Source organism: Chitinophaga sp. G7 BAM 1005 (genome assembly GCF_057126945.1).
In genome coordinates, this window is the sequence record NZ_CP181478.1 from 4,106,059 (window position 1) to 4,126,685 (window position 20,627).

Annotated in this window: 14 protein-coding genes; 6 read left to right on the plus strand and 8 right to left on the minus strand. The window is 47.9% G+C overall.

Annotation, left to right across the window (positions count from 1 at the left end; translation table 11 throughout):
- Position 1: 1 nt before the first annotated feature.
- The 4 genes from ACMXI2_RS16240 to ACMXI2_RS16255 all read right to left on the minus strand — a co-directional run bounded on the left by ACMXI2_RS16240 (position 2) and on the right by ACMXI2_RS16255 (position 3,410).
- The gene (locus tag ACMXI2_RS16240; RefSeq protein ID WP_483777141.1) at positions 2-1,000 is read right to left on the minus strand and encodes a polysaccharide deacetylase family protein; all 999 of its coding nucleotides are present in this window, start codon (positions 998-1,000) and stop codon (positions 2-4) included.
- Between the two features lie 25 nt (positions 1,001-1,025).
- A complete protein-coding gene (locus ACMXI2_RS16245) occupies positions 1,026-1,718 on the minus strand; it encodes a methyltransferase domain-containing protein (RefSeq protein WP_483777142.1) in 693 nt (230 codons plus the stop codon).
- Positions 1,711-2,649, minus strand: a complete 939-nt coding sequence (locus ACMXI2_RS16250; RefSeq protein WP_483777143.1) for a glycosyltransferase family protein — start codon at positions 2,647-2,649, stop codon at positions 1,711-1,713. Before ACMXI2_RS16250 ends, ACMXI2_RS16245 begins: the two co-directional genes overlap by 8 nt.
- An 89-nt stretch (positions 2,650-2,738) precedes the next feature.
- The gene (locus tag ACMXI2_RS16255; RefSeq protein ID WP_483777144.1) at positions 2,739-3,410 is read right to left on the minus strand and encodes a C40 family peptidase; all 672 of its coding nucleotides are present in this window, start codon (positions 3,408-3,410) and stop codon (positions 2,739-2,741) included.
- Positions 3,411-3,788: 378 nt separating this feature from the next.
- On the opposite strand from ACMXI2_RS16255, the gene dnaE reads away from it, so the two are divergent.
- The 5 genes from dnaE to ACMXI2_RS16280 all read left to right on the plus strand — a co-directional run bounded on the left by dnaE (position 3,789) and on the right by ACMXI2_RS16280 (position 11,836).
- On the plus strand, positions 3,789-7,433 hold the full coding sequence (gene dnaE, locus ACMXI2_RS16260) for a DNA polymerase III subunit alpha (RefSeq protein WP_483777145.1): 3,645 nt from the start codon (positions 3,789-3,791) through the stop codon (positions 7,431-7,433).
- Between the two features lie 110 nt (positions 7,434-7,543).
- Positions 7,544-7,861, plus strand: a complete 318-nt coding sequence (trxA, locus tag ACMXI2_RS16265) for a thioredoxin (protein ID WP_079472839.1) — start codon at positions 7,544-7,546, stop codon at positions 7,859-7,861.
- A gap of 112 nt (positions 7,862-7,973) precedes the next feature.
- The gene (locus ACMXI2_RS16270) at positions 7,974-10,115 is read left to right on the plus strand and encodes a M43 family zinc metalloprotease (protein ID WP_483777146.1); all 2,142 of its coding nucleotides are present in this window, start codon (positions 7,974-7,976) and stop codon (positions 10,113-10,115) included.
- On the plus strand, positions 10,112-11,293 hold the full coding sequence (gene mqnE, locus ACMXI2_RS16275) for an aminofutalosine synthase MqnE (RefSeq protein ID WP_483777147.1): 1,182 nt from the start codon (positions 10,112-10,114) through the stop codon (positions 11,291-11,293). The genes ACMXI2_RS16270 and mqnE overlap by 4 nt, the downstream gene beginning before the upstream one ends.
- Positions 11,294-11,305: 12 nt before the next feature.
- Positions 11,306-11,836 (plus strand): DUF192 domain-containing protein, encoded by a 531-nt coding sequence (locus ACMXI2_RS16280; protein ID WP_483777148.1) that lies wholly within the window; start codon positions 11,306-11,308, stop codon positions 11,834-11,836.
- A gap of 48 nt (positions 11,837-11,884) precedes the next feature.
- Here ACMXI2_RS16280 and ACMXI2_RS16285 read toward each other — a convergent pair whose 3' ends face one another.
- Positions 11,885-12,259 carry a GreA/GreB family elongation factor gene (locus tag ACMXI2_RS16285; RefSeq protein ID WP_483777149.1) on the minus strand — a complete coding sequence of 125 codons (375 nt, stop codon included), beginning with the start codon at positions 12,257-12,259 and terminating at the stop codon, positions 11,885-11,887.
- A gap of 329 nt (positions 12,260-12,588) precedes the next feature.
- The gene (locus ACMXI2_RS16290; RefSeq protein ID WP_483777150.1) at positions 12,589-14,883 is read right to left on the minus strand and encodes a DUF7133 domain-containing protein; all 2,295 of its coding nucleotides are present in this window, start codon (positions 14,881-14,883) and stop codon (positions 12,589-12,591) included.
- Between the two features lie 153 nt (positions 14,884-15,036).
- Here ACMXI2_RS16290 and ACMXI2_RS16295 point away from each other — a divergent pair, with 153 nt between their 5' ends.
- A complete protein-coding gene (locus tag ACMXI2_RS16295; protein WP_483777151.1) occupies positions 15,037-16,302 on the plus strand; it encodes a NupC/NupG family nucleoside CNT transporter in 1,266 nt (421 codons plus the stop codon).
- Between the two features lie 237 nt (positions 16,303-16,539).
- Here ACMXI2_RS16295 and ACMXI2_RS16300 read toward each other — a convergent pair whose 3' ends face one another.
- Together ACMXI2_RS16300 and smc are read right to left on the minus strand one after the other, a co-directional pair.
- Positions 16,540-16,935 carry a DUF4259 domain-containing protein gene (locus ACMXI2_RS16300; RefSeq protein WP_079472833.1) on the minus strand — a complete coding sequence of 132 codons (396 nt, stop codon included), beginning with the start codon at positions 16,933-16,935 and terminating at the stop codon, positions 16,540-16,542.
- A 77-nt stretch (positions 16,936-17,012) separates the two neighbouring features.
- Positions 17,013-20,543 (minus strand): chromosome segregation protein SMC, encoded by a 3,531-nt coding sequence (smc, locus tag ACMXI2_RS16305; RefSeq protein ID WP_483777152.1) that lies wholly within the window; start codon positions 20,541-20,543, stop codon positions 17,013-17,015.
- Positions 20,544-20,627: the final 84 nt, after the last annotated feature.

Here is a 20,627-nt window from a genome sequence, read left to right on the forward strand (position 1 = left end):
GCTAGTATTTAAAGAACTGTTGCATTTGTTTACGGAATACGTCCGGTGGCCAGTTGCGCACCAGGATACGGGGCAGCGCATACGGATTGCTCCAGCTATGTACCTGCCCGTGGTAGTTAGCGCATACCATCTGCAAACCCAGCGCCTTACAGGCTTTGATGCTGTCTGCGTTGTAATAGCGTTTGGTGCCGAGGAACTTTCTGCCGCCAAAAGGATAGGAAAAATGTACCTGTGGAGTGCCCAGTACGCCTTCCAGTATTTCCCTGGACATCCCAATTTCGGTATACTGTTCTTCATAGCTCAGCATACCCACTGCCGGATGACGGTGGGTATGACAACCAATGGCAGCATAGGGAGCATTGCCCATTGCTTTTACTTCTTCCCAGGTCATTAACCGGTGGGAAGAGCGACCGGTAGCGGTTTTTCCGGACCATTCATACAGCTGCTGCATGGCCGATTCAATTTCCGCAGGTTTACAGAAACGCAGTACCTGCTGCAGCGCGTAATATGTTTCGCGTATAGCCGCAAGCGTATCTGTGGTGTATTGCGCCGGCTGCCCGTTGATGGTGATCTGTAAAACAGGCGGCAGGTTACCGGGCGTGAGCAGCACTCTTTCAAGGTCGTCCCACCACAATTCGTAAGCAGTATTGATTTTAGAGGTAGTGATATAAAACAGGGCAGGCACCTGGTGCCTGGTTAGTAAAGGCAATGCCTCCAGGTAGTTGTCTGCATAGCCATCGTCGAACGTCACAAATACAGAGCGTTCCGGGAAGACTTTTTTGTTTTTTACATGATAGAGGAACTGTTCGGCATCCAGCACATTGTAGTCGGTGGCCAGGTGCGCTAAATGTGAGCTGAAGTGTTCCGGCGTAACAGAGAGGTCTTGTGGGTCCTGCTGCAGGGTAGTAACCCGGTGGTACAGTAAAATAACCGCCGGTTGCTGCACCTTGTTGGCCACATAGTGCATCACTGAAAATATTTTTTTACTCAGGTCTCCCATCAGATAATAGTACAGTTTTTAATCGTTACGCTTTCTTTGCCCTCACCGCAATGATAATAGGATATACCGGGTCGCGGTAATCCAGTTCTTCCGGCAATAATTCTTCTGCGGTAATTCCCTGGAGGATAGCCGTACAGGTGAGTACATTGCCGTAAGAGATGATGTCGATATTGTCTTTACCAAAAATTTCGCCGAAAACTTTCGCGGCCGATTGTATGGTGAACCGCCAGTAGTCGCCCCACCGTTGTTCGTCGTATACGGAGATCTGCGTAGCACCGGCCAGTGTAGCCAGCAACACGCCTCCCGGCTTTAGCAGGTGATGCGCTCCTTCGATGGCTGTTTTAAAATCGTAGATAAAATTAAACGTTTGCGTACAAATGAAACAGTCGATATAGTTGGCCGGCAGCGATGCTTTGTTGGTCAGGTCGCCGATGATGGTCACGTCTTTGCCTGGCTGCACATGCAATACTTCATAGCTGCTCACATTGGTACCAAACTGCTTTGAATAACTGCTTTCGGCTATTTCCAGTACCTGCCCGTGAATATCGGCACGGTGGGCGCTGAGAAAAGAGGTGATATAGTGCCGGTCTACCGGGGTACCACGATTGTAACCAAAGCCTGTGGCAAGCGGTTGCAATCTCCTTAAATTATCCCAGGAAACGGGAGATATTACTTCCCGTTTCATCTTTTTGAATATCTTCCTGATTACTTTAAGCATGGCCGGTTATTTTTCTCCAGTATTTTTTAAGCCTGTTTTTAATCTTCGCAGGTATCGTCATACCGGCGTTCGCCCGCAGGAATTTTGCAAACACTTTTTCCATCGGCAAATTATTCTTTACAGGAATGTCATCTACCGCAATGGGATGCTGATAAATGTCTGTATACAGCCAATCTTCCTCCTTGTAATGATGGGTGGCCGAGGCTACGTTGCCATCATGTCTTACCAGCGATTTTACCGGGTATAATGTAAGCATGTCGTGCAGGTAGGCGGTGGCCCTCCAGCGGATGGCCCACGAGCTTACTTTCCCATGCTTATGCTGGTGCAGCATCCGGAAGAAAGGATAAGCTCCCCAGAAATCAAACGCCGCTTTCAAACCCAGTTCTTTTATTTTGGTTATTACCACATCGGTGTCCCGCTCAAACTTATTCCATGCCCGCTGCCAGGTACCCCAGCCCAAACTGCCCGGATCATGCACCAGGAAAGTAGAGGCGTTATAATCTGCCGGCATCTTAAACGGATACAGATATCCATGCACCGACATTACCTTTTCGTTGTGCTCATATTTTGTGAGCCCATCGTTCATATATTTCAGGAAGAAGGGAGATACCGTAAGATCATCTTCCAATACAATTATTTTCCCGTGCCTGCTGATCACTTCTGTTACCCCATCGATCACGGAGGTAGCCAGTCCTTTGTTCTTTGTCGCCTCTAAAATATTCACTTCTTTACACCACTGCCGGCTGTGTACGATGTCGCGCACCTGTTTGATCAGCTGCCGTTGTTCTTCGGAAGCGCCTTCTTTTGCGCCATCACAATAAACATACAAGGTGCTCTCCCCTGCTTCCCTGTTTTCACTCAGATGCTGTAAAGTACTCAGGGTCAGCTCTGGCCGGTTGTATACAAATAATACGATGGGAGCAAATTCCATGATATAAAAAAGTACTGCGCAGCGCAGTTGTTAGGTTAAAAGGGTAAAAATCGTATAAAAATAACAATAAAACAAATGTGTAGAAGTGGCTATAGTCTTCCTCCGCCGGCAAAATAACGCTTCCAGTAAGGCTCTTTCAGATCACTGATCATGACGCCGGCACTGGTAGATGCGTGTACGAATTTATCGTTCTCCAGGTAGATGCCTACATGGGAAATACGTTTATGATGGATTCTGAAAAATACCAGGTCACCTTCATGCAGGTCATGCGGCTTTAATCTTTTCACCTGTGAATACAGGTCGGTGGAATTCCCGGAAAGGCCCAGTTGAAACACGGTGTTCATCAGGGTATTCACAAACCCCGAACAATCGATGCCGTCTCTCGTTTTCCCGCCAAGCCGGTAAGGTGTGCCGTACCAGTCGTCGATAAAACTGTAGAGTTTCTGGTTCAGTACTTCTTCCACCGCCACATCCAGTAACTGAGCATATTTAAATTGCCAGCTCTGTGCATTTTCCAGGTTGGCGCTGCCCCTGGTAATGTTTTTACTGATGCTTACATCTTTGCTGTTATAGTGAGAAGTATTATTGCGGGAAGTACGGCTGGTAGCGATACCATCTATAAATTCAATACGGTTGTTGGCAGTGGCTGGTGTGGTGGCAGGTTTCTTATTAGCGGTACCTTTCTTTAATGAAGCGCAGGAACTGAGCGATAATGCACATATCGATAACTTCACAAGTAGATGTCCCTTTACTCTGATCATAAGCGCTGGCTAAATTTTTGCTAAAATACAAATATATAGCGATTTACAATTGTTGATTTTACGCGAAGAATCGCCTTCGGCGATGGAAATTGTCTTTTTGCCTGATTAGACTGATTAACCGTGATTTCGCTGATTTGATTGTGTTTTGATTTTATAATGGATTTATAAAGGATCAGGGAAGATATAAGCGGATATACAAGCTGTTATCTTCCTTAACTATTATTAATCATAAAGAAATCAAAAGAATCAAAACACAATCAAATCAGCGAAATCACGGTTAATCAGTCTAATCAGGCAAAAAGAGAATTTAAAATCGCCGAAGGCGATTCCTTTGCACTAATTACATTACTTTTGTCGCTTGACGAAACAGATTAGCAGATGAATTTTTCCCACTTACACGTTCACACCCAATACTCTTTACTGGATGGGGCTGCCGACATTAAATCGCTGTATAAAAAAGCGATGGCTTCCAATCAGCCCGCACTGGCGATTACAGATCATGGTAATATGTTTGGCGCATTTCAGTTTGTGGCAGAAGCATACAACAATAAACTAAATCCGGGCGATCCGAAAGATAAAAGACTGAAAGTAAAGCCCATCGTAGGGTGCGAATTCTATGTAGTGGAAAACCGCCACAAGAGAGCTTTTACAAGAGAAGAAAAAGATGTGCGTTATCACCAGGTGTTACTGGCAAAAGATGATGAGGGTTACCGCAACCTCATCAAACTTTGCTCCCTTGGCTATATGGAAGGACTGTATGGTAAGTATCCCCGTATCGATAAAGAACTCGTATTACAATATCACAAAGGGCTCATCGCCACCACCTGCTGCCTCGGCGCCTCTGTACCCAGGATCATCCTGCGCAAAGGTGAAGAAGAAGGAGAAAAAGAATTCCGCTGGTGGCTGGATATTTTCGGAGAAGATTTTTATGTAGAATTACAACGCCACGGCATTCCGGAACAGGAACAGGTAAACGTAGTCCTGCTCCGCTTTGCAGAGAAGTATAATGTGAAGGTGATCGCGTCCAACGACTCTCACTATGTAGACCAGGCCGATGCCAATGCACACGACATCCTTCTTTGTATCAACACCGGCGAAAAGAAAAGCACCCCTACCAATAAAGATTTTTCTGACGATGATAGTGGTGGCGGAAAGAACAGGCGTTTCGCTTTTTATAACGACCAGTTCTATTTCAAAACAACGGAAGAAATGAGCAAACTGTTTCATGATCTTCCACAGGCCATCGATAATACCAACGAAATTGTAGATAAAGTACAGCTGCTGGATCTTAAAAGAGATATCCTGCTGCCCAACTTCCCTATTCCGAAAGAATTTATTACCCAGGACCAGTACCTGCGTCATATCACCTATGAAGGGGCCCGTACCCGGTACATGGAAATGACCGCCGATATTGAAGAACGTATCAACTTTGAGCTGCAGGTAATCGAAAACATGGGTTTTGCCGGTTACTTCCTCATTGTGGCCGATTTCATCAAGGCAGGCCGTGAACTGGGCGTATTTATTGGTCCGGGCCGTGGTTCCGCCGCCGGATCGGCCGTAGCGTACTGTATTGGCATCACCAATATAGACCCCATCAAGTACAATCTCCTGTTTGAGCGTTTCCTAAACCCGGAACGTAAGAGCATGCCCGATATTGATACGGACTTCGATGATGAAGGCCGTCAGAAAGTAATTGACTACGTAGTACAGAAATATGGCCGCAACCAGGTAGCACAGATCATTACCTACGGTACGATGGCCGCCAAAATGAGTATCAAGGACGTGGCCCGCGTAATGGACCTCCCCCTGGTAGAATCCAACATCCTCGCTAAAATGGTTCCGGATAAACCCGGTATCCAGCTGGATCGTATCTTCAACGCCCCCCTCGAAGGAGAAAAGAGCCTCGCCGATAAGGAAGGTCTCGCAGGTGAAGACATTGAGAACGTGAAAAAGCTGCGGGAACTCATCAAAGGCACTGACCTCCAGGCTGAAGTGCTCCGCGAAGCCTGTGTACTCGAAGGTTCCGTGCGTAATACCGGTATCCATGCGGCAGGTATCATCATTGCCCCGCAGGACCTGTACGACCTGATCCCCGTATCTACCGCAAAAGACTCCGACCTGCTGGTAACCCAGTTTGAAGGAAGCATTATTGAATCTGCCGGCGTAATCAAGATGGACTTCCTGGGGCTGAAAACCCTTACCATCATCAAAGGCGCGCTGGAACTGATCCGCCAGAACCACGGCATCTCCATCGAAATAGATAATATCCCGCTGGACGACGCCAAAACATATGACCTCTACCAGAAAGGTGAAACCAACGCAACGTTCCAGTTCGAGTCGCCCGGTATGCAGAAATACCTGCGCGAACTGAAACCCGACAGGTTCGATGACCTCATCGCCATGAACGCCCTGTACCGCCCGGGACCACTGGAGTACATCCCTTCCTTTATCCGCCGTAAACACGGACTGGAACCGGTGCAATACGATATCGCCGAAATGGAGGAATACCTCAACGATACCTATGGTATCACGGTATACCAGGAACAGGTGATGTTGCTGAGCCAGAAACTGGCAGGCTTCTCCAAAGGTGACGCGGACGTACTGCGTAAAGCGATGGGTAAAAAGCAGATCGCCGTACTAAATAAAATGAAGGCGCAGTTTATGGAAGGTTGCGCCAAAAACGGCCATGATCCAAAGGTCTGCGAAAAAGTATGGACCGACTGGGAAGCCTTCGCCTCCTACGCATTCAACAAATCCCACTCCACCTGCTATGCGTTCGTGGCCTATCAAACGGCCTACCTGAAAGCCCACTACCCTTCCGAATACATGGCCGCCGTACTGAACTGCGCCAGCAATATTGAAAAGATCACCTTCTTCATGGAAGAATCCAAACGCATGGGCATCGACGTACTGCCGCCCGATGTGAATGAATCTTTCAAAGGTTTCGCTGTAAATAAACAGGGCCAGGTACGCTTCGGTCTTGGTGGCCTGAAAGGCGTAGGTGAAGCCGCCATCGAAAACCTGCTGGAAGAACGTAAAAAAGACGGTCCTTTCAAAAATATCTTCGACTTTATCAAACGCGTTAACCAACGCGCTGTAAATAAAAAATCACTGGAAGCCCTGGTAATGTCTGGCGCTTTCGACAGCTTCCCCGAACTGCACCGCGCGCAGTATTTCCACAAACCGGAAGGCGAACAACTCACCGGCCTGGATAAAATCGTGAAATTCGGGCAGCAGGTAACAGCAGGCTCTTCCAACATGGGCAGCCTCTTCGGCGCCGACGACCTCCCGGATGTGGAACCACCAAAGATCCCAGCCTGCGACGCCTGGCCGCTGATCATGAAGCTCAACAATGAAAGGGATATCACCGGTATCTACATTTCCGGCCATCCCCTGGACGACTACCGCTTTGAAATGAAGCATTACCACATGAATTCCGTACAGGAACTGGTGGAATATCAGACCGAAATAGCCCAGCCGGGCGGCAACGGCGGCCGCTCCAGGGAACGCAATTTCCGCCTGGCGGTATATATCACCAACGCCCAGGAGAGGATTTCCCGTAATAACCGCCAGTTTGGCGTAATGACCATCGAAGATTACACCGGTAAGTTTGAATTTGCCCTGTGGAGTGAAGATTTCATCCGCTTTGCCCCCTACCTGAAACCGGGCCTTTGCCTGTTTATCAACGGCGGCTTCAAATCCAAACGGTTTAATGACAATGAATATGAGTTCAAAGTAAGCAGCATCCAGCTGTTACAGGAAGTGAAGAAAACGCACACCAAACAGGTGTACCTGAACACAATGCCCAAATTCATCAAAAAGGAAATGGTAGACTTCCTGGTAGACAATGTAAACCGCTTCCCGGGCAACAGCGTACTGCATGTACACCTGACCGACCGCGACGATCAAACCCAGGCAAAACTGCATACTTTTAACCGGAATATAGAGATGAATGACGAGTTGGCGGGTTTCCTTCACAAACAGCCGGATATTGATGTGTATATAGAGATAATCAATAAGTAAGATGTCAAAAATGCAGTAATTTGCACTCGGATCAAGATTTGATTATAATATAACGCAATCATAAAAATCAAAACAATCGTTAAAATAAAAACATTTTAAAATCAAAGAATATGGCTTTAGAAATCACTGATGCGAACTTTGAAACGGAAGTTCTGAATTCCGATAAATTAACTGTTATTGACTTCTGGGCGGAATGGTGTGGTCCTTGTCGCGCTATCGGTCCGGTAATCGAAGAACTGTCTAAAGATTACGCAGGTAAAGTAAATATCGGAAAGGTTAACGTGGATCAGAATCCACAGTTGTCTGTAAACTACGGTATCACCAGCATCCCGGCTATCCTTTTCGTAAAAGGCGGTCAGGTTGTAGACAAACAGGTAGGTGCTGTGCCTAAATCCGTACTGGATAAAAAAATACAGGCCAATATGTAATTTTTATAAAAACTGAGTTTTGAAAGCGTTCCGGTTTGATCCGGAGCGCTTTTTTTTGCGGGAGATCCAGAAACACATTTTTCGCGTATCTTCAAAGCCAAAATCTACTTTTTTGCGTCACTATATCCTCGCCCTGGTTACCTTTTTTTATTGCGCTACGGCCAACGGTCAACGTAAATGCGGCACTGCCGAAGCACTGCAACAGCGGGTAAAAGAAATTCCTTCTCTTCAAAATATTATACAGAATAACGAAAATAAAATGATGCTGGGCCAGCAACGGCAACAGCAACGTGCGATGGTGGAAGCCATTCCGCAAACAGTATCTGTTCCCGTGGTGATCCACGTAGTACTGGATAATCCGGCGCTGGTAACCGATGCGCAGATCGCCTCCCAGATCGATGCCCTGAACCGGGATTATAACGCCGCCAATCCCGATATCTCCCAGGTGCCCGCAATATGGCAGGCGCTAATCGGCAACAGCCGCATCAATTTCTGCCTCGCCCAAAGAACACCCGACGACGAACCTACCAATGGCATTGTAAGGGTGCAAACTGCTGCCGGTCAAAGCTTCTCCATCAGCAACGCAGCGGCAGACGCCAAGTACAACAACACCGGCGGCTCCGATGCCTGGGATCACAGCAAATACCTCAACATCTGGGTCACCCGCCTTTCCGGCAATTACCTCGGCGTGGCCGCTCCTCCGGGTACCGGCTACCCTGTTGAACAGGAAGGCGTAGTGGTGCAATACACCGCTTTTGGGACTACCGGCAGCGTAGGCAGTACCTACAACCTCGGCAGAACCGCCACGCATGAAATAGGGCATTATTTCGGGTTAAAACATGTTTGGGGAGATGATAACGGAGGATGTACCATTGATGATGGCATCACCGATACGCCCCTGCAAGGCGATAACACATATGGATGCCCCTCCTTTCCGCGGCTCGACAACTGCACCGCTACCTCACCGGGTGTTATGTTCATGAACTACATGGATTATACAGATGACGCCTGTATGCACCTCTTTACCGCCGGCCAGGTGGATCGCATGCGCTTTGTACTGGAAAATATGACCGCCAGCCTGATGACCTCCAACGGCTGCGTACCTCCCGCTATGGTGAATAACGACGCCTCCCTGGTTAGCATCAACGCCCCGGATGGCAAAATATGCAACAACAATATTACACCGGTAGTAACCCTGCGTAACCGCGGCGCCAACGCTCTCACTGCTGTGAGGATCTGGTACCAGGTAAACAGCGGCGCCCTTACCTCTTACCAGTGGGCAGGCAACCTGGCTAGTTTGCAGCAAACCACTGTTACACTTCCTTCTTCCAATGTAGCGATCGGCAGCTATAACCTGAAAGCATATACGCAATCGCCCAACGGCCAACAGGATGGAAATGTTACCAACGATACAGCGGATATCCGTTTCCGTTATGATGCGGAAGCCACCCTGCCTTTTGAACAAGGCTTTGAAAACGACAGCTTCCCGCCCCCGGGCTGGGACCTCTATAATCCTGATCACAGCTTCACCTGGGAACGCGTCCGGAATGTGGGCAAAGGCAGCAGCGCCTCCGCCCTCATACGCAACCTGGGATACAATACCAACGACCAGACAGACGATCTCATTACACCGGTCATTGATCCGCAGGGCGCCGACTCCGTATTCCTCTTTTTCGACGTAGCCGCCGCCGTATTTACCGACCCCGCTGCCACCGGAAACGCATGGGATACCCTGCAGGTGCTGGTTACCAACGACTGCCGCGAAACCGGCCAGATCCTGTATTCCAAATGGGGGCCCAATCTTATTACACACCCTGCAGCTGTTCAAACAGAATACATCCCTACCGCCACCGAATGGCGCCGGGATTCTGTGGATCTGACCGCTGTAAGCCATAAAGGAAAGTTCCAGGTAGCCTTCAGAAACATCTCAAATTCAGAGAATAACATTTATATTGATAATATTAATATTGTCACCAAATCAGTGAATCAAACCCTCCGTGAAAAAGGGGTATTGGTAAATCCCAACCCAACAGACGGCATCGTTTGGGTAACATTCCTGGAAATACCGGAAGACCTGCTGCAGGTATCTATTTACAATGTACAGGGGCAGTTTATTATGAGCCGCCCGGCCGCAGCAATCGGCGCCGGCAGCCGGCTGACCTTTAATTTGGTAAATGAGCCAAATGGTGTTTATTTTGTAAAATTAATTTACAGGAACAGGGCCAACACCATCAAATTAATGAAAGTAAGATGACGATGAGACAAGATTATCCGGCTGTTCAAACGCTCCTTCAGCAACCCAACCTGGACGCAGCATTGAAGGGCATTGCAGAAAAGATCCTTCAACAGGAAAGAATTACACCCGCAGAAGGGCTGATCTTATTTGAAAAAGGCGATATCGGCTTTTTGGGCGCGTTAGCCAACCTGGTACGGGAGCGGATGCACGGCGACAAGACTTACTTCAACCGTAACTTCCATATTGAACCTACCAACGTTTGTGTATTCACCTGCCACTTCTGCTCCTATTCCCGGTTGTATAAAAACAGGGAAGACGGATGGGAACTGAGTATCGACCAGATGATGGACATCGTTAAAAAATACGATAACCAACCCGTTACAGAAGTACATATTGTTGGCGGCGTACATCCAAAAATGCAGCTCAACTTCTTCGTGGAACTGATCCAGAAGATCAGGGCACACCGTCCGGACCTGCATATCAAAGGATTTACCGCTGTAGAACTGGATTACATGTTCCGCAAAGCCAAAGTAAGTGTAGAGGAAGGCATGCGTATCCTCAACGAAGCTGGCCTGCAATCCATGCCAGGCGGCGGCGCTGAAATATTTGCACCCGAAGTACGCGCTAAAATATGCCACGATAAAGTAGATGCCGACGGATGGCTCACCATTCATAAAGCAGCCCACAACCGCGGCATGCATACCAACGCTACCATGCTGTACGGTCATGTTGAATCTTTTGCAGACCGCATCGACCACATGGAACGCTTACGTTCCCTGCAGGATGAAACCGGTGGCTTCAATACCTTCATTCCGCTGAAGTTCCGGAATAAAGGTAATGACATGTCGCATATCCCGGAATCCTCCATCGTGGAAGACCTCCGACTGTACGCCATCGCACGTTTATACATGGATAACTTCCCCCACCTGAAAGCCTACTGGCCTATGCTGGGAAGAAACACTGCACAGCTTACCCTGTCTTTCGGTGTGAATGACCTCGATGGCACGATAGACGATACCACCAAAATTTACTCTATGGCAGGTTCGGAAGAACAAAACCCTTCCATGAACACCGCCCAACTCACCATGCTCATCAAACAGGCCGGCAGAAGGCCCGTGGAAAGAGATACCGTGTACAATGAAATAAGAGATTACACAGATGTAGTTTTTTCAGACGAAGAACTGCTGACCAAATAGTATCGCTGTTTTATGCAATTACACCTGAAATGTATCCTGGTAGCCAGTTTATATATCGCTGGCTGTCATCAGAACAACAGTAACACCAACAGTTCCGCAGCCACCGGTACCAACACGGCGACCACTACGGAAACTGCCGGTGAAACTTCCAATGGCATCGCGTTCAAAAAACAAGGCGCCCTGGCATTCGTTTCCAAATCAGGAGCAGATACCCTGCGGAAAATAGATATCCAGCTGGCCCAAACAGACGAACAGCGCGCCGATGGACTGATGTACCGCAAATCCATGACAGACGATCAGGGTATGCTTTTCATTTTCCCCGATATGGAAGAACGCGCATTCTGGATGAAAAATACCTACATCTCCCTTGATATTATCTACATAGATGATAAGCTGGAAATTGTGTCCATTCAGAAATACGCTACCCCCCTGTCGGAAGAAAGTCTTCCTTCTTTCAAAAAAGCCAAATACGTGCTGGAAGTAAACGGTGGATTCTGCGACAAGTATCACATTAAATACGGCGATAAAATAACTTATCAATAAAAAGGAAGCCCTGGCGTTTGCCAGGGCTTCCTTTTTATTGAGCCTCTTTTATACAGTACCTTCCGGGTTTGTTACATCCAGGATATGCAGCTGCGTTTTTCCGGCAGGCACTTCCCAGTCAACAACATCCCCTGTACTATATCCCAGTAAGGCCGTGCCTATGGGAGAAAGGATCGATAACTTACCCAGCTGTAAATTGCTGGCAGCCGGCAATACCAGCTGTACATTTCTGATGGCCCCACTGCGCTCATCTCTGAATTTAAGGGTGGAGTTTACCTGTACCACATCGGCAGGTACCTTACCTTTCCTGACAGTGGCCCTGTCGAGCTCTTCTCTCAGCTTATCGGTACCCGGTGCATGATAGCACAGGGTTTTAAGGATTTCGTAATCATGTAGGGACACAATAATCTGCTTCTTTTTCATGATAACCGGGTTTTATGTCAGTTGTTTACAGATGATTGCCATCGTGCTATCCGATGATTCATCAAACTGATTTTATAAGATTGTTTGGAAAATACTAGCGGAATAAAACTACGCAGGTAGTTATCCCCCCGGGTACAACACTTTATGTACTAAAAGTTGCCCGGGCTTAATTGTTGAAGTCTTTTGGGCAGGATAAGAACGGCAACAGGAACCCACACATGCGTTTGGATGCACGGGGTGTATTGAGTAAGACTAATATGTTAGTTGCCGGATTCAATTAATAAATAATTGTATCCGGCAAAGATAAGGCTTTTATTTGCAACAAACGGTCAATGTGTTAATTCTCCCGCTGTGAAAGGCTTCTGGCGGCCATTGTTCAGCTTCCGCACCTGCTGGATATCTGCGGCGGAAACTTTATCGGCTTTATTATTCCAGGCACTGCGCAGGAACGTCAGTAGTTGTGCAATATCTGCATCACTGAATTCATCACTGGCGCCGATACCCGGCATATCGCCATTTATTTCGGGCGCTTTGTACACTTTGCCGTGTACTTCCACCGGACCGGTAAGACCGTATAATACAATAGATATAAATGCTTTCTTGTTGCCGTTTACCCAATTGCTTTCATTCAGCGGCGGGGCCATAGAAGCAATGCCTTCCCCGCTTTTACCATGACAGGTTTGACATACGGTATTGAAAATCTTATATCCTCGTGGCAGTTCTTTCCGCAATGCCTCCATTTTTTTTGCATTGGCTTTGCTGTCCATGTTCTTCAGCACTGTTTCCAGCTGCCGGCGCAACACCAGCGTGGTATCAGGATTCCAGGCAATCACCTCTTTCAGCAATACCGCTTCCCTGTTTGTTGCATTGTTTACCAGCGCTGCTGCCACATAACGGTTAGGGGCATACGCTTTTATCATTTTATCTTCCAGGCGGGTGGCGGCGGCTTTATCCAGTTTTTCTACTGCAGGCAATACATAAGCTACAACCGGCGCCAGGTATGGGTTATCCGACAAGGAGTCCAGTGCCGCAGCCGCTGCTTTGATACTGCTGCTGTTTAATACAGATGGCAATGCTGCCAGCCCCTGCATCTTCAACGCAGGATCTGCCTGTTGCCAGATACCGCTGATATCTTCTGCGGTGAGGCTGTGCAGCCCTTCCAGCGTCCAGAGCGCGTGGATCTGCGTCAGCGGATGCGCCGCGTCTTTCAGCATGGTCCTCAGTTCCGGCGCCATCGTGGTTAAGCGCTGATCAATGATGAGCTGTTGCGCTTTATCTCTCAAAATACCATTTTCATTACCAAGCATTTTACCGAGAAAGGCAGGTGTAAGTTCAAACGTTACCGGTTGCGGTTTACTGCCGATAGGAATAACACGGTAAATACGTCCGCAGTTCAGCGGCTGCGTAAGGTTACGCATCTTTATTTCATTCTTCAGGTATTCGGTAAGGTAAGTTTTATGCTGCAGGATGCCCCGGTACATATCGGCGATATACAAGGCCCCATCCGGGCCGGTGCGCAGGTCCACCGGTCTGAAACGCTCGTCGGTGCTGGCGAGGAATTCCTTCCGCTGATAGGCCTGTACACCTTTCACGATGTAGCTGCTGTCTGATAAAATATTCCTTTTGATGAGGTTGGCGGAAGGCTCTGCTACAAAGGCATTACCGGCATAAGTGGCCGGCAGCAGGTTAGCGCGGTAAATCACCGGACCACAGGCGGCGGTGAAATTCACCAGGCGGAGGCTGTCGTCCAGGGAGCCTTTCTGGTAACCGCGGTTTACTCCGGGCGTGGGCCGCGCGGGATACGTACGGTTATCAGGTACTATTTTCTGATCAAAACCAGCGGCATTGTTCTGTTGCGGATTGGTGCCGCCCAGTCCCGGGGAAAAGTAATCGCCCAGCAGGTTTTCGGAGTTGTTGTTATAATAAAGACGGCCATGATCATCCTGTGTGATGCCCCATTGTCCGCGGAAATGTGTGGGTTCCTTCAGCCACTTATCTCCCACCTTACGGTAACGCCTATCCGATTTTGCGTTATAGATCCAGTTGTCCATTGCACGCAGCAATCCGTTTGGTTGGTGTTCCACGTTTCCGCCGGTGGCGTATTGGTCATCCACCAGGGTTCTTTTACCGGGTTTATCGCTGTTGTTTTCAATAAACCACAATTGCGGCGGTGTGGCTACCAGTACCCCGTTTTCAATCAGGCATATGGCCCGTGGCAGTACCAGTGAGTCAAGGAATACGGTGCGTTTATCCATAACGCCATCGCGGTTGGTATCTTCCAGGATCACAATTTTACCATCGGGTTTATCTTCCCCGGTACCGGCAGTATCGGGCATGAAGCCGGTCATTTCCACTACCCACATGCGTCCGCGTTCATCAAAGGTCATCGCTACTGGCGCCACTACCATTGGTTCCGCGGCCACCAGCTGTACTTCCAGCCCCTCATCAACCTGCATGTGCCCGATGCCTGTTTTGCCATCCAATACGGGTGAAGTAGCAAACTGCTCCCGCATGGCAATAGAATCTTTTTCGTGCTTGTTCCCGTTTTCCTGCTGGTTCCCTTGTCCACAGGCAAATAAAGCCAGGGATAACGTGGTGATTAAACGATAATGAATACGCTGCATTTGTTATTGTTCGATTGCGAAAGCGATAAAAATACATTTCTAAATATATTTTTTCTGAAAAATTATATGAGATAACAGCTTACTATGTGAGCGACGGCAAAAAAACTTATCTTCGTCGCTTCATTGCATACATTTTACGATTTATTTGCATTTATGGAACGCTTTCAGGGCATCATAGGCATTGTACTTATTTTGGGTATAGCCTTTCTATTTTCTAACAACAGAAGTAAGATCAACTACAGGCTGGTGTTCAGTGGTATTGGCTTACAGGTACTAATCGGCTTCCTGGTATTTAAGGTGCCCCCTATTACCTGGTTTTTCCAGCGGGTAGGCGATGCGATGGGAAAGCTGGAAGCCTTTGCCCGCAAAGGCGCCGCCTTTGTGTATGGCGGTATTGGCGTATCGCAGCCCGATGGCACAGGGATTAAGGATTATGCTGCCGGAGGTTTTGTATTTGCCTTTAACGTTACGGCCACCATCATCCTGGTGTGTGTGCTGGTAGCGGTTTTATATCATTATGGCATCATGCAGCGTGTGGTAGCAGTGATTGCCCGCGCCATGAATTATGTGATGCGTGTAAGCGGCGCAGAAGCATTGAGCAATGTGGCCAGCGCCTTCGTAGGACAGGTAGAAGCGCAGGTGATGATCCGTCCTTACTTATCAAGCATGACCAAAAGTGAAATCCTCGCTTCCATGAGTGGAAGCCTGGCTTGTATTGCCGGTGGTATCCTGGTGGTGTATGTGAACATGGGATTACAGGCAGGTTTGCATATTGCGCCCTTCCTGATCACCGCCAGCCTGATGGCCGCGCCGGGCGCACTCGTGATATCCAAGATCGTTTTCCCGGAAACAGAGGAAAGTGTAACGATGGGCCGCGTTAAAATGGAAGTAAAAAGTAATTACACCAACGTGATCGACGCCATTTCACACGGCGCCGGCGATGGTTTTAAGATAGCCATGAACGTGATAGCCATGCTGATCGGGTTCATTGCTTTTATTGCACTGATCGACTGGGGCCTCATTCATATCGGTCATATTTTCAATCCTAAGTTTGATCTCAGTCTCGACTGGATCTTTGGAAAGGTGTTTATGCCAATGGCCTGGGCAATGGGCGTACCACAGGGAGATGTACAAAACGTAGCTACCCTGCTCGGACAAAAACTTACCATCAACGAATTTGTGGCGTTTAAAAGCCTCACTGACAAAACAGTACCGGTGCTAAGCTCCAAAGGGATTGCCATTGTTACTATTGCCATTGCGGGTTTTGCCAATTTCAGCAGCGTAGGCATGCAGATCGGCGGTATCGGTGAGCTGGCGCCCGACAGAAGGGCGGATCTGGCTAAATTGGGGCTGAAAGCACTGTTGTGCGGAACGCTGGCGTCTTATATGTCGGCCTCTATTGCGGGGATACTGATTTAGACAGGAGCGCCTTCGGCGCTTTTAAATTGTCTTGGAGCAGGATTAGAATGATTAATCGTGATTACACTGATTTGATTTTCCGGGATTTTGAATAAATGATTTGGGGAGATAAAAGCGAAAATATCCGCTTTATCTCCCCAAAATATTTAAAATCAAAACCTAATCAAATCAGTGTAATCACGATTAATCATTCTAATCCTGCTCCAAGACAATTTAAAAGCGCCGAAGGCGCCCCTGCTACTCCAAACGTTTGATAAGACCTGCCTGTACAGCGGCCCATGCTTCGCCCTGACCTGCATCTTCCCAATAATTCTTCATTTCGGAGGCTGCTACAATTTTATTTACAGCAGCGATTGCCTGGTTTCTGAGTGCGCGCGTACCAATAAGGTTCAGCACATCCAGCTGATCCAACGGATCTTCCGGGAAATCTTCGCTTGGGCGTGCCACCAATGCTGCCACCAGTTCCGCAGCGGCCAACGCCTCTTCGCAATCCGAAATTTCCAGTGTTTCGATATTGTTGATAACACGCGCTAACGTGTCAGCCACCAAACCACCGTCTTTATTATCAATCAGGTCAAAAATCCAATCCTGTGATCCATCATTTTCAAAATTCCTGGTGCCCCATGCGCCCATAGTGTTTACGTTTTTTTATTTTTTTAGAATCAAGAATAAAAGTAATGAACTCTCTTTACAACAACCAAACCAACTGGCTAGTTCAAACTCCTGAAATCAACCGGAACGAGCTTGCTTACACCCGGTTCCTGCATGGTTACGCCGTAGATCACGTCTACAGCAGCCATCGTTTGCTTGTTATGTGTTACAATAATAAATTGTGAATTATCCGAAAACTTGCGGATCATGTTGGTAAACTTACCCACATTGGCATCATCCAATGGTGCATCCACCTCATCCAGGATACAGAATGGCGCCGGCTTAATCAGGTAAATGGCAAACAGCAACGCGGTAGCCGTCAGTGTTTTTTCACCACCGGATAACTGCGTAATCGCTGCCGGGCGCTTCCCTTTTGGCTTCGCAATGATTTCAATACCGGTATCCGCCAGGTTTTCGGGATCGCTCAGGATCATATCGCACTGATCTTCTTCCGTAAACAGGGCTTTAAATACCCGGATAAAGTTTTCCTTTACCTGGTTAAAAGTATCCAGGAATTTCTGATTAGCGGTAGACTCAACCTCCTGGATAGTGGCCAGCAGGGAATCTTTCGCATTTACCAGGTCCGTTTTCTGCTCCAGTATAAACTCGTACCGTTTTTTCATTTCCTGGTAGGCTTCAATGGCAGTGGGGTTAATTTCTCCCATGTTCTCCATGCGCTTTTTCAGTCGCTCTGCACTACCCGTTAATTCATCCACCGACAACTCCGAGCTGCGTTGCTCATCTATAATTTCATCGAGGTTCACTTTAAACTCCACGCTGAGCCTTTCTTTCATGGAAGCCAGTTGCAGTCGCAGTTCATTTACTTTATCCTTGATGGTATTCAGTTGCTGTTCCAGTTCCTGTTTGGCGCGCTGTTTTGTTCTCAGCGTGGTTTCCAGTTCCTGGAGTTGGTTCCGGAAGTTATAGTATTCCTGGTCTTTTTCGTTGAGTGCTTTTTCTTCTTCTTCGCGCTGGCGGAACAGTTCCACGAGTCCGTCGTCCGCGTGGCTCAGCTTATCCACGGCGCCGGCGATATTGGCCACGGCGTCTTCCAGTTGCGATTTGTTACTGGTGATCTGCACGTGCAGGTCTGCCAGTTGTTTGCGTTTAAATTCCAGTTCCTGCTTGAGGGCCTGCACTTTACTTTGCTGACGGGTATGTTGCAGGTTTTGGTTATTGAACTGCACCGTAGCCATATTGAACTGCTGTTCTGCTTCCTGGGCCATCCTGTCGGCGTCTGCGATGCTGTCCTGCAATTCGGTGACTCTTTCGTTCAGGCTTTCCAGTTCGTCCTTCACGCCGGAAATGCTTTCCTGGTTGGTTTCCAGGGATTGCTGCATCTCTTCGAGGCGTTTATCGCCGGCTTCAATGAGGTGGTGGAAGTTTTCAATCCTGTTCTGTAAGCCAAACAGCTGATTGCTCAATTGGTTTACTCTTTCCCGCGCAGCATTGATATTATTTTCATTTAACTGGCTGTTGTAGCCTAATACTTCGTCATGTTTGCTTTGCAGCGCCACTTTCAGGCGGCCCACTATTACTTCGAGGTCTTTGATCTCTGTTTCCAGTTTTTCCAGGTTTTTGGCCCTTCCCAGCTTCTTGCCTTCAAATAATCCTACAGAACCTCCGCTGATATTGTATTTACCGCGGTGCATGCGACCGGATTTTTCCACCAGCAGCATCCTTTCATCAGCCACCTGGCTGAATTCCAGGCGGGTAAGGTCTTCCCCGATAAATACTTTACCCAGCAGGTGTTGTCCCAGGCCCCTGTACTTTTCCTCTATTTCCACTACTTCCAGCGCAGGAATGGTGCCTGCCGGCGCCAGCAGCGAACTGTAATCAGTACGGAACTGATCGAGGATAAAGAAATTGGCTTTACCTTTTTTGTTGTTATCAAGCAACTGGATGGCCTGTACCGCTTCCTGTACATTGTTTACTACATAGTAGCTCAGATAAGGTTCCAGCAGGTTTTCCACGCAGGTGCGGTATTCTTCTTTACAGAAAAAGATATCACTCAGGATGGGAGCGTTATTATTCCAGTCGGGATTCTTTTTGAGGAATTTGATACTCTCCGGGTAGCCTTCCAGGCTGTCGACCAGTGATTTGAGCAGGTCAAACTCGTTCTTTTTGGAATCGAGGGTACGGTTCTCGTCTACCAGTTTATCACGCAGTCCTTCTATATCGGACTGGGTGGCGAGTATTTTACTTTTGGTTTCTTCCTGGAAACGGACCATGTTTTCCAGTTCCGTTTTGCTGCCAGTCAGTGTTTGCTGCAGGGCTTCCTTTTCTGTTTCGAGCTGGGTGATCTGCTGCTGACGGCTGGTCTTTTCTTCCTGGAGTTGCTGCATGCTGCGTTGCAGGTTCATCACGGAAGTATCGGCAACGGCTACTTTCTTTTCGGCCTCAAATTGCTGACGTTGCCAGCGCTGCTGGTCGTTGCGCAGGGTTTCGAGGGCTTGTTTCTTCTGATGGAAGCGTTCTTTCTTTTCCTCTACCATATCGCGGAGGGTGTCCAGTTCGTCTGCCATTGTTTCAAACACTTCTCCCTCTTCTTCCACCTGTTTCTCGGTAAATTCAATGGAAGTGGTAAGTCCCTGCAGTTGTCCTTCCGCATTGTTGAGGAAGTCGCTGATATTTTTTTCCCGCTCGCGCAGATACGTAAGTTGCTGCGTGGCGAGGTTCTTATCGTTTTCTTTGGTGCGGATAGTGGATACCAGCTCATTGAAAGATTTCTGCATGGTTTGCAGTTCCCTTTCTTTTGCTACAAAGTGCAGTTTATCCTGTTCCACGGCCGCTTCTGCGGTGAGGATCTCTGTTTCCAGCGCCAATTTGCGGTCGCTTTCGTTTTGCTGGGTGTCCGACAGTTCCTTAAAGGTAACGTTAAAGCCTTCCAGTGCGGCTTTAGCGAGTTCTATACTAATTTCGCGGTATTCTTTTTTTACTTCATAGAAGCGTTCTGCCTTACGGGCCTGGCTTTCCAGTGTTTTGAGGTTGTTATTGATTTCAAACAACAGGTCCTCAATACGGTTGAGGTCTCCTTCAGTAGCGTCCAGTTTGGATTTAGCTTCTTTTTTGCGGGTTTTATATATGGAGATGCCTGCCGCCTGTTCCAGCATACGGCGACGGCTGTTTTCCTTGTCTTTGATGATATCGTCCACCATTCCCAGCTCGATGATGGCATAGGAATCGGTACTTACGCCCGTGTCCATGAACAGGTTATGGATATCTTTCAGGCGGCAGGCCACGTCGTTGAGGCGGTACTCGCTATCGCCGTTCTTATAAAATTTGCGTGTAATCGTCACCGTAGTGAACTCGGTGGGTAGTACGTTCTTGGTGTTTTCAAAAGTGAGACTAACCTCCGCCATACCGCTTGCAGAGCGGCTTTTGGAACCGTTAAACACAAGTCCAGCCTGGTTATCAGACCGGAGGTTACTGATCTTGTGCTCGCCGATTACCCAGCGGATGGAGTCGATGATATTACTTTTGCCGCAACCGTTTGGCCCAATCACCCCAGTGATGCCCTCATCAAACTGCAAAACGGTTTTATCTGCAAAACTTTTAAAGCCTTTAATTTCTAGTGTTTTTAAGCGCACGTCGTACTCCGAGGTTTTTTAAGGCGTCAAAGATATAATTTTACCCGAATCAAAAAGTAATTTAAGTGAGATGCAATGATATAC

Excerpts from the sequence above, each read along its gene's own strand:
- ACMXI2_RS16240 (WP_483777141.1), bottom strand. The coding sequence starts at position 1,000 with ATGGGAGACCTGAGTAAAAAAATATTTTCAGTGATGCACTATGTGGCC.
- ACMXI2_RS16245 (WP_483777142.1), bottom strand. The coding sequence starts at position 1,718 with ATGCTTAAAGTAATCAGGAAGATATTCAAAAAGATGAAACGGGAAGTA.
- ACMXI2_RS16250 (WP_483777143.1), bottom strand. The coding sequence starts at position 2,649 with ATGGAATTTGCTCCCATCGTATTATTTGTATACAACCGGCCAGAGCTG.
- ACMXI2_RS16255 (WP_483777144.1), bottom strand. The coding sequence starts at position 3,410 with ATGATCAGAGTAAAGGGACATCTACTTGTGAAGTTATCGATATGTGCA.
- dnaE (WP_483777145.1), top strand. The coding sequence starts at position 3,789 with ATGAATTTTTCCCACTTACACGTTCACACCCAATACTCTTTACTGGAT.
- trxA (WP_079472839.1), top strand. The coding sequence starts at position 7,544 with ATGGCTTTAGAAATCACTGATGCGAACTTTGAAACGGAAGTTCTGAAT.
- mqnE (WP_483777147.1), top strand. The coding sequence starts at position 10,112 with ATGACGATGAGACAAGATTATCCGGCTGTTCAAACGCTCCTTCAGCAA.
- ACMXI2_RS16280 (WP_483777148.1), top strand. The coding sequence starts at position 11,306 with ATGCAATTACACCTGAAATGTATCCTGGTAGCCAGTTTATATATCGCT.
- ACMXI2_RS16285 (WP_483777149.1), bottom strand. The coding sequence starts at position 12,259 with ATGAAAAAGAAGCAGATTATTGTGTCCCTACATGATTACGAAATCCTT.
- ACMXI2_RS16290 (WP_483777150.1), bottom strand. The coding sequence starts at position 14,883 with ATGCAGCGTATTCATTATCGTTTAATCACCACGTTATCCCTGGCTTTA.
- ACMXI2_RS16295 (WP_483777151.1), top strand. The coding sequence starts at position 15,037 with ATGGAACGCTTTCAGGGCATCATAGGCATTGTACTTATTTTGGGTATA.
- ACMXI2_RS16300 (WP_079472833.1), bottom strand. The coding sequence starts at position 16,935 with ATGGGCGCATGGGGCACCAGGAATTTTGAAAATGATGGATCACAGGAT.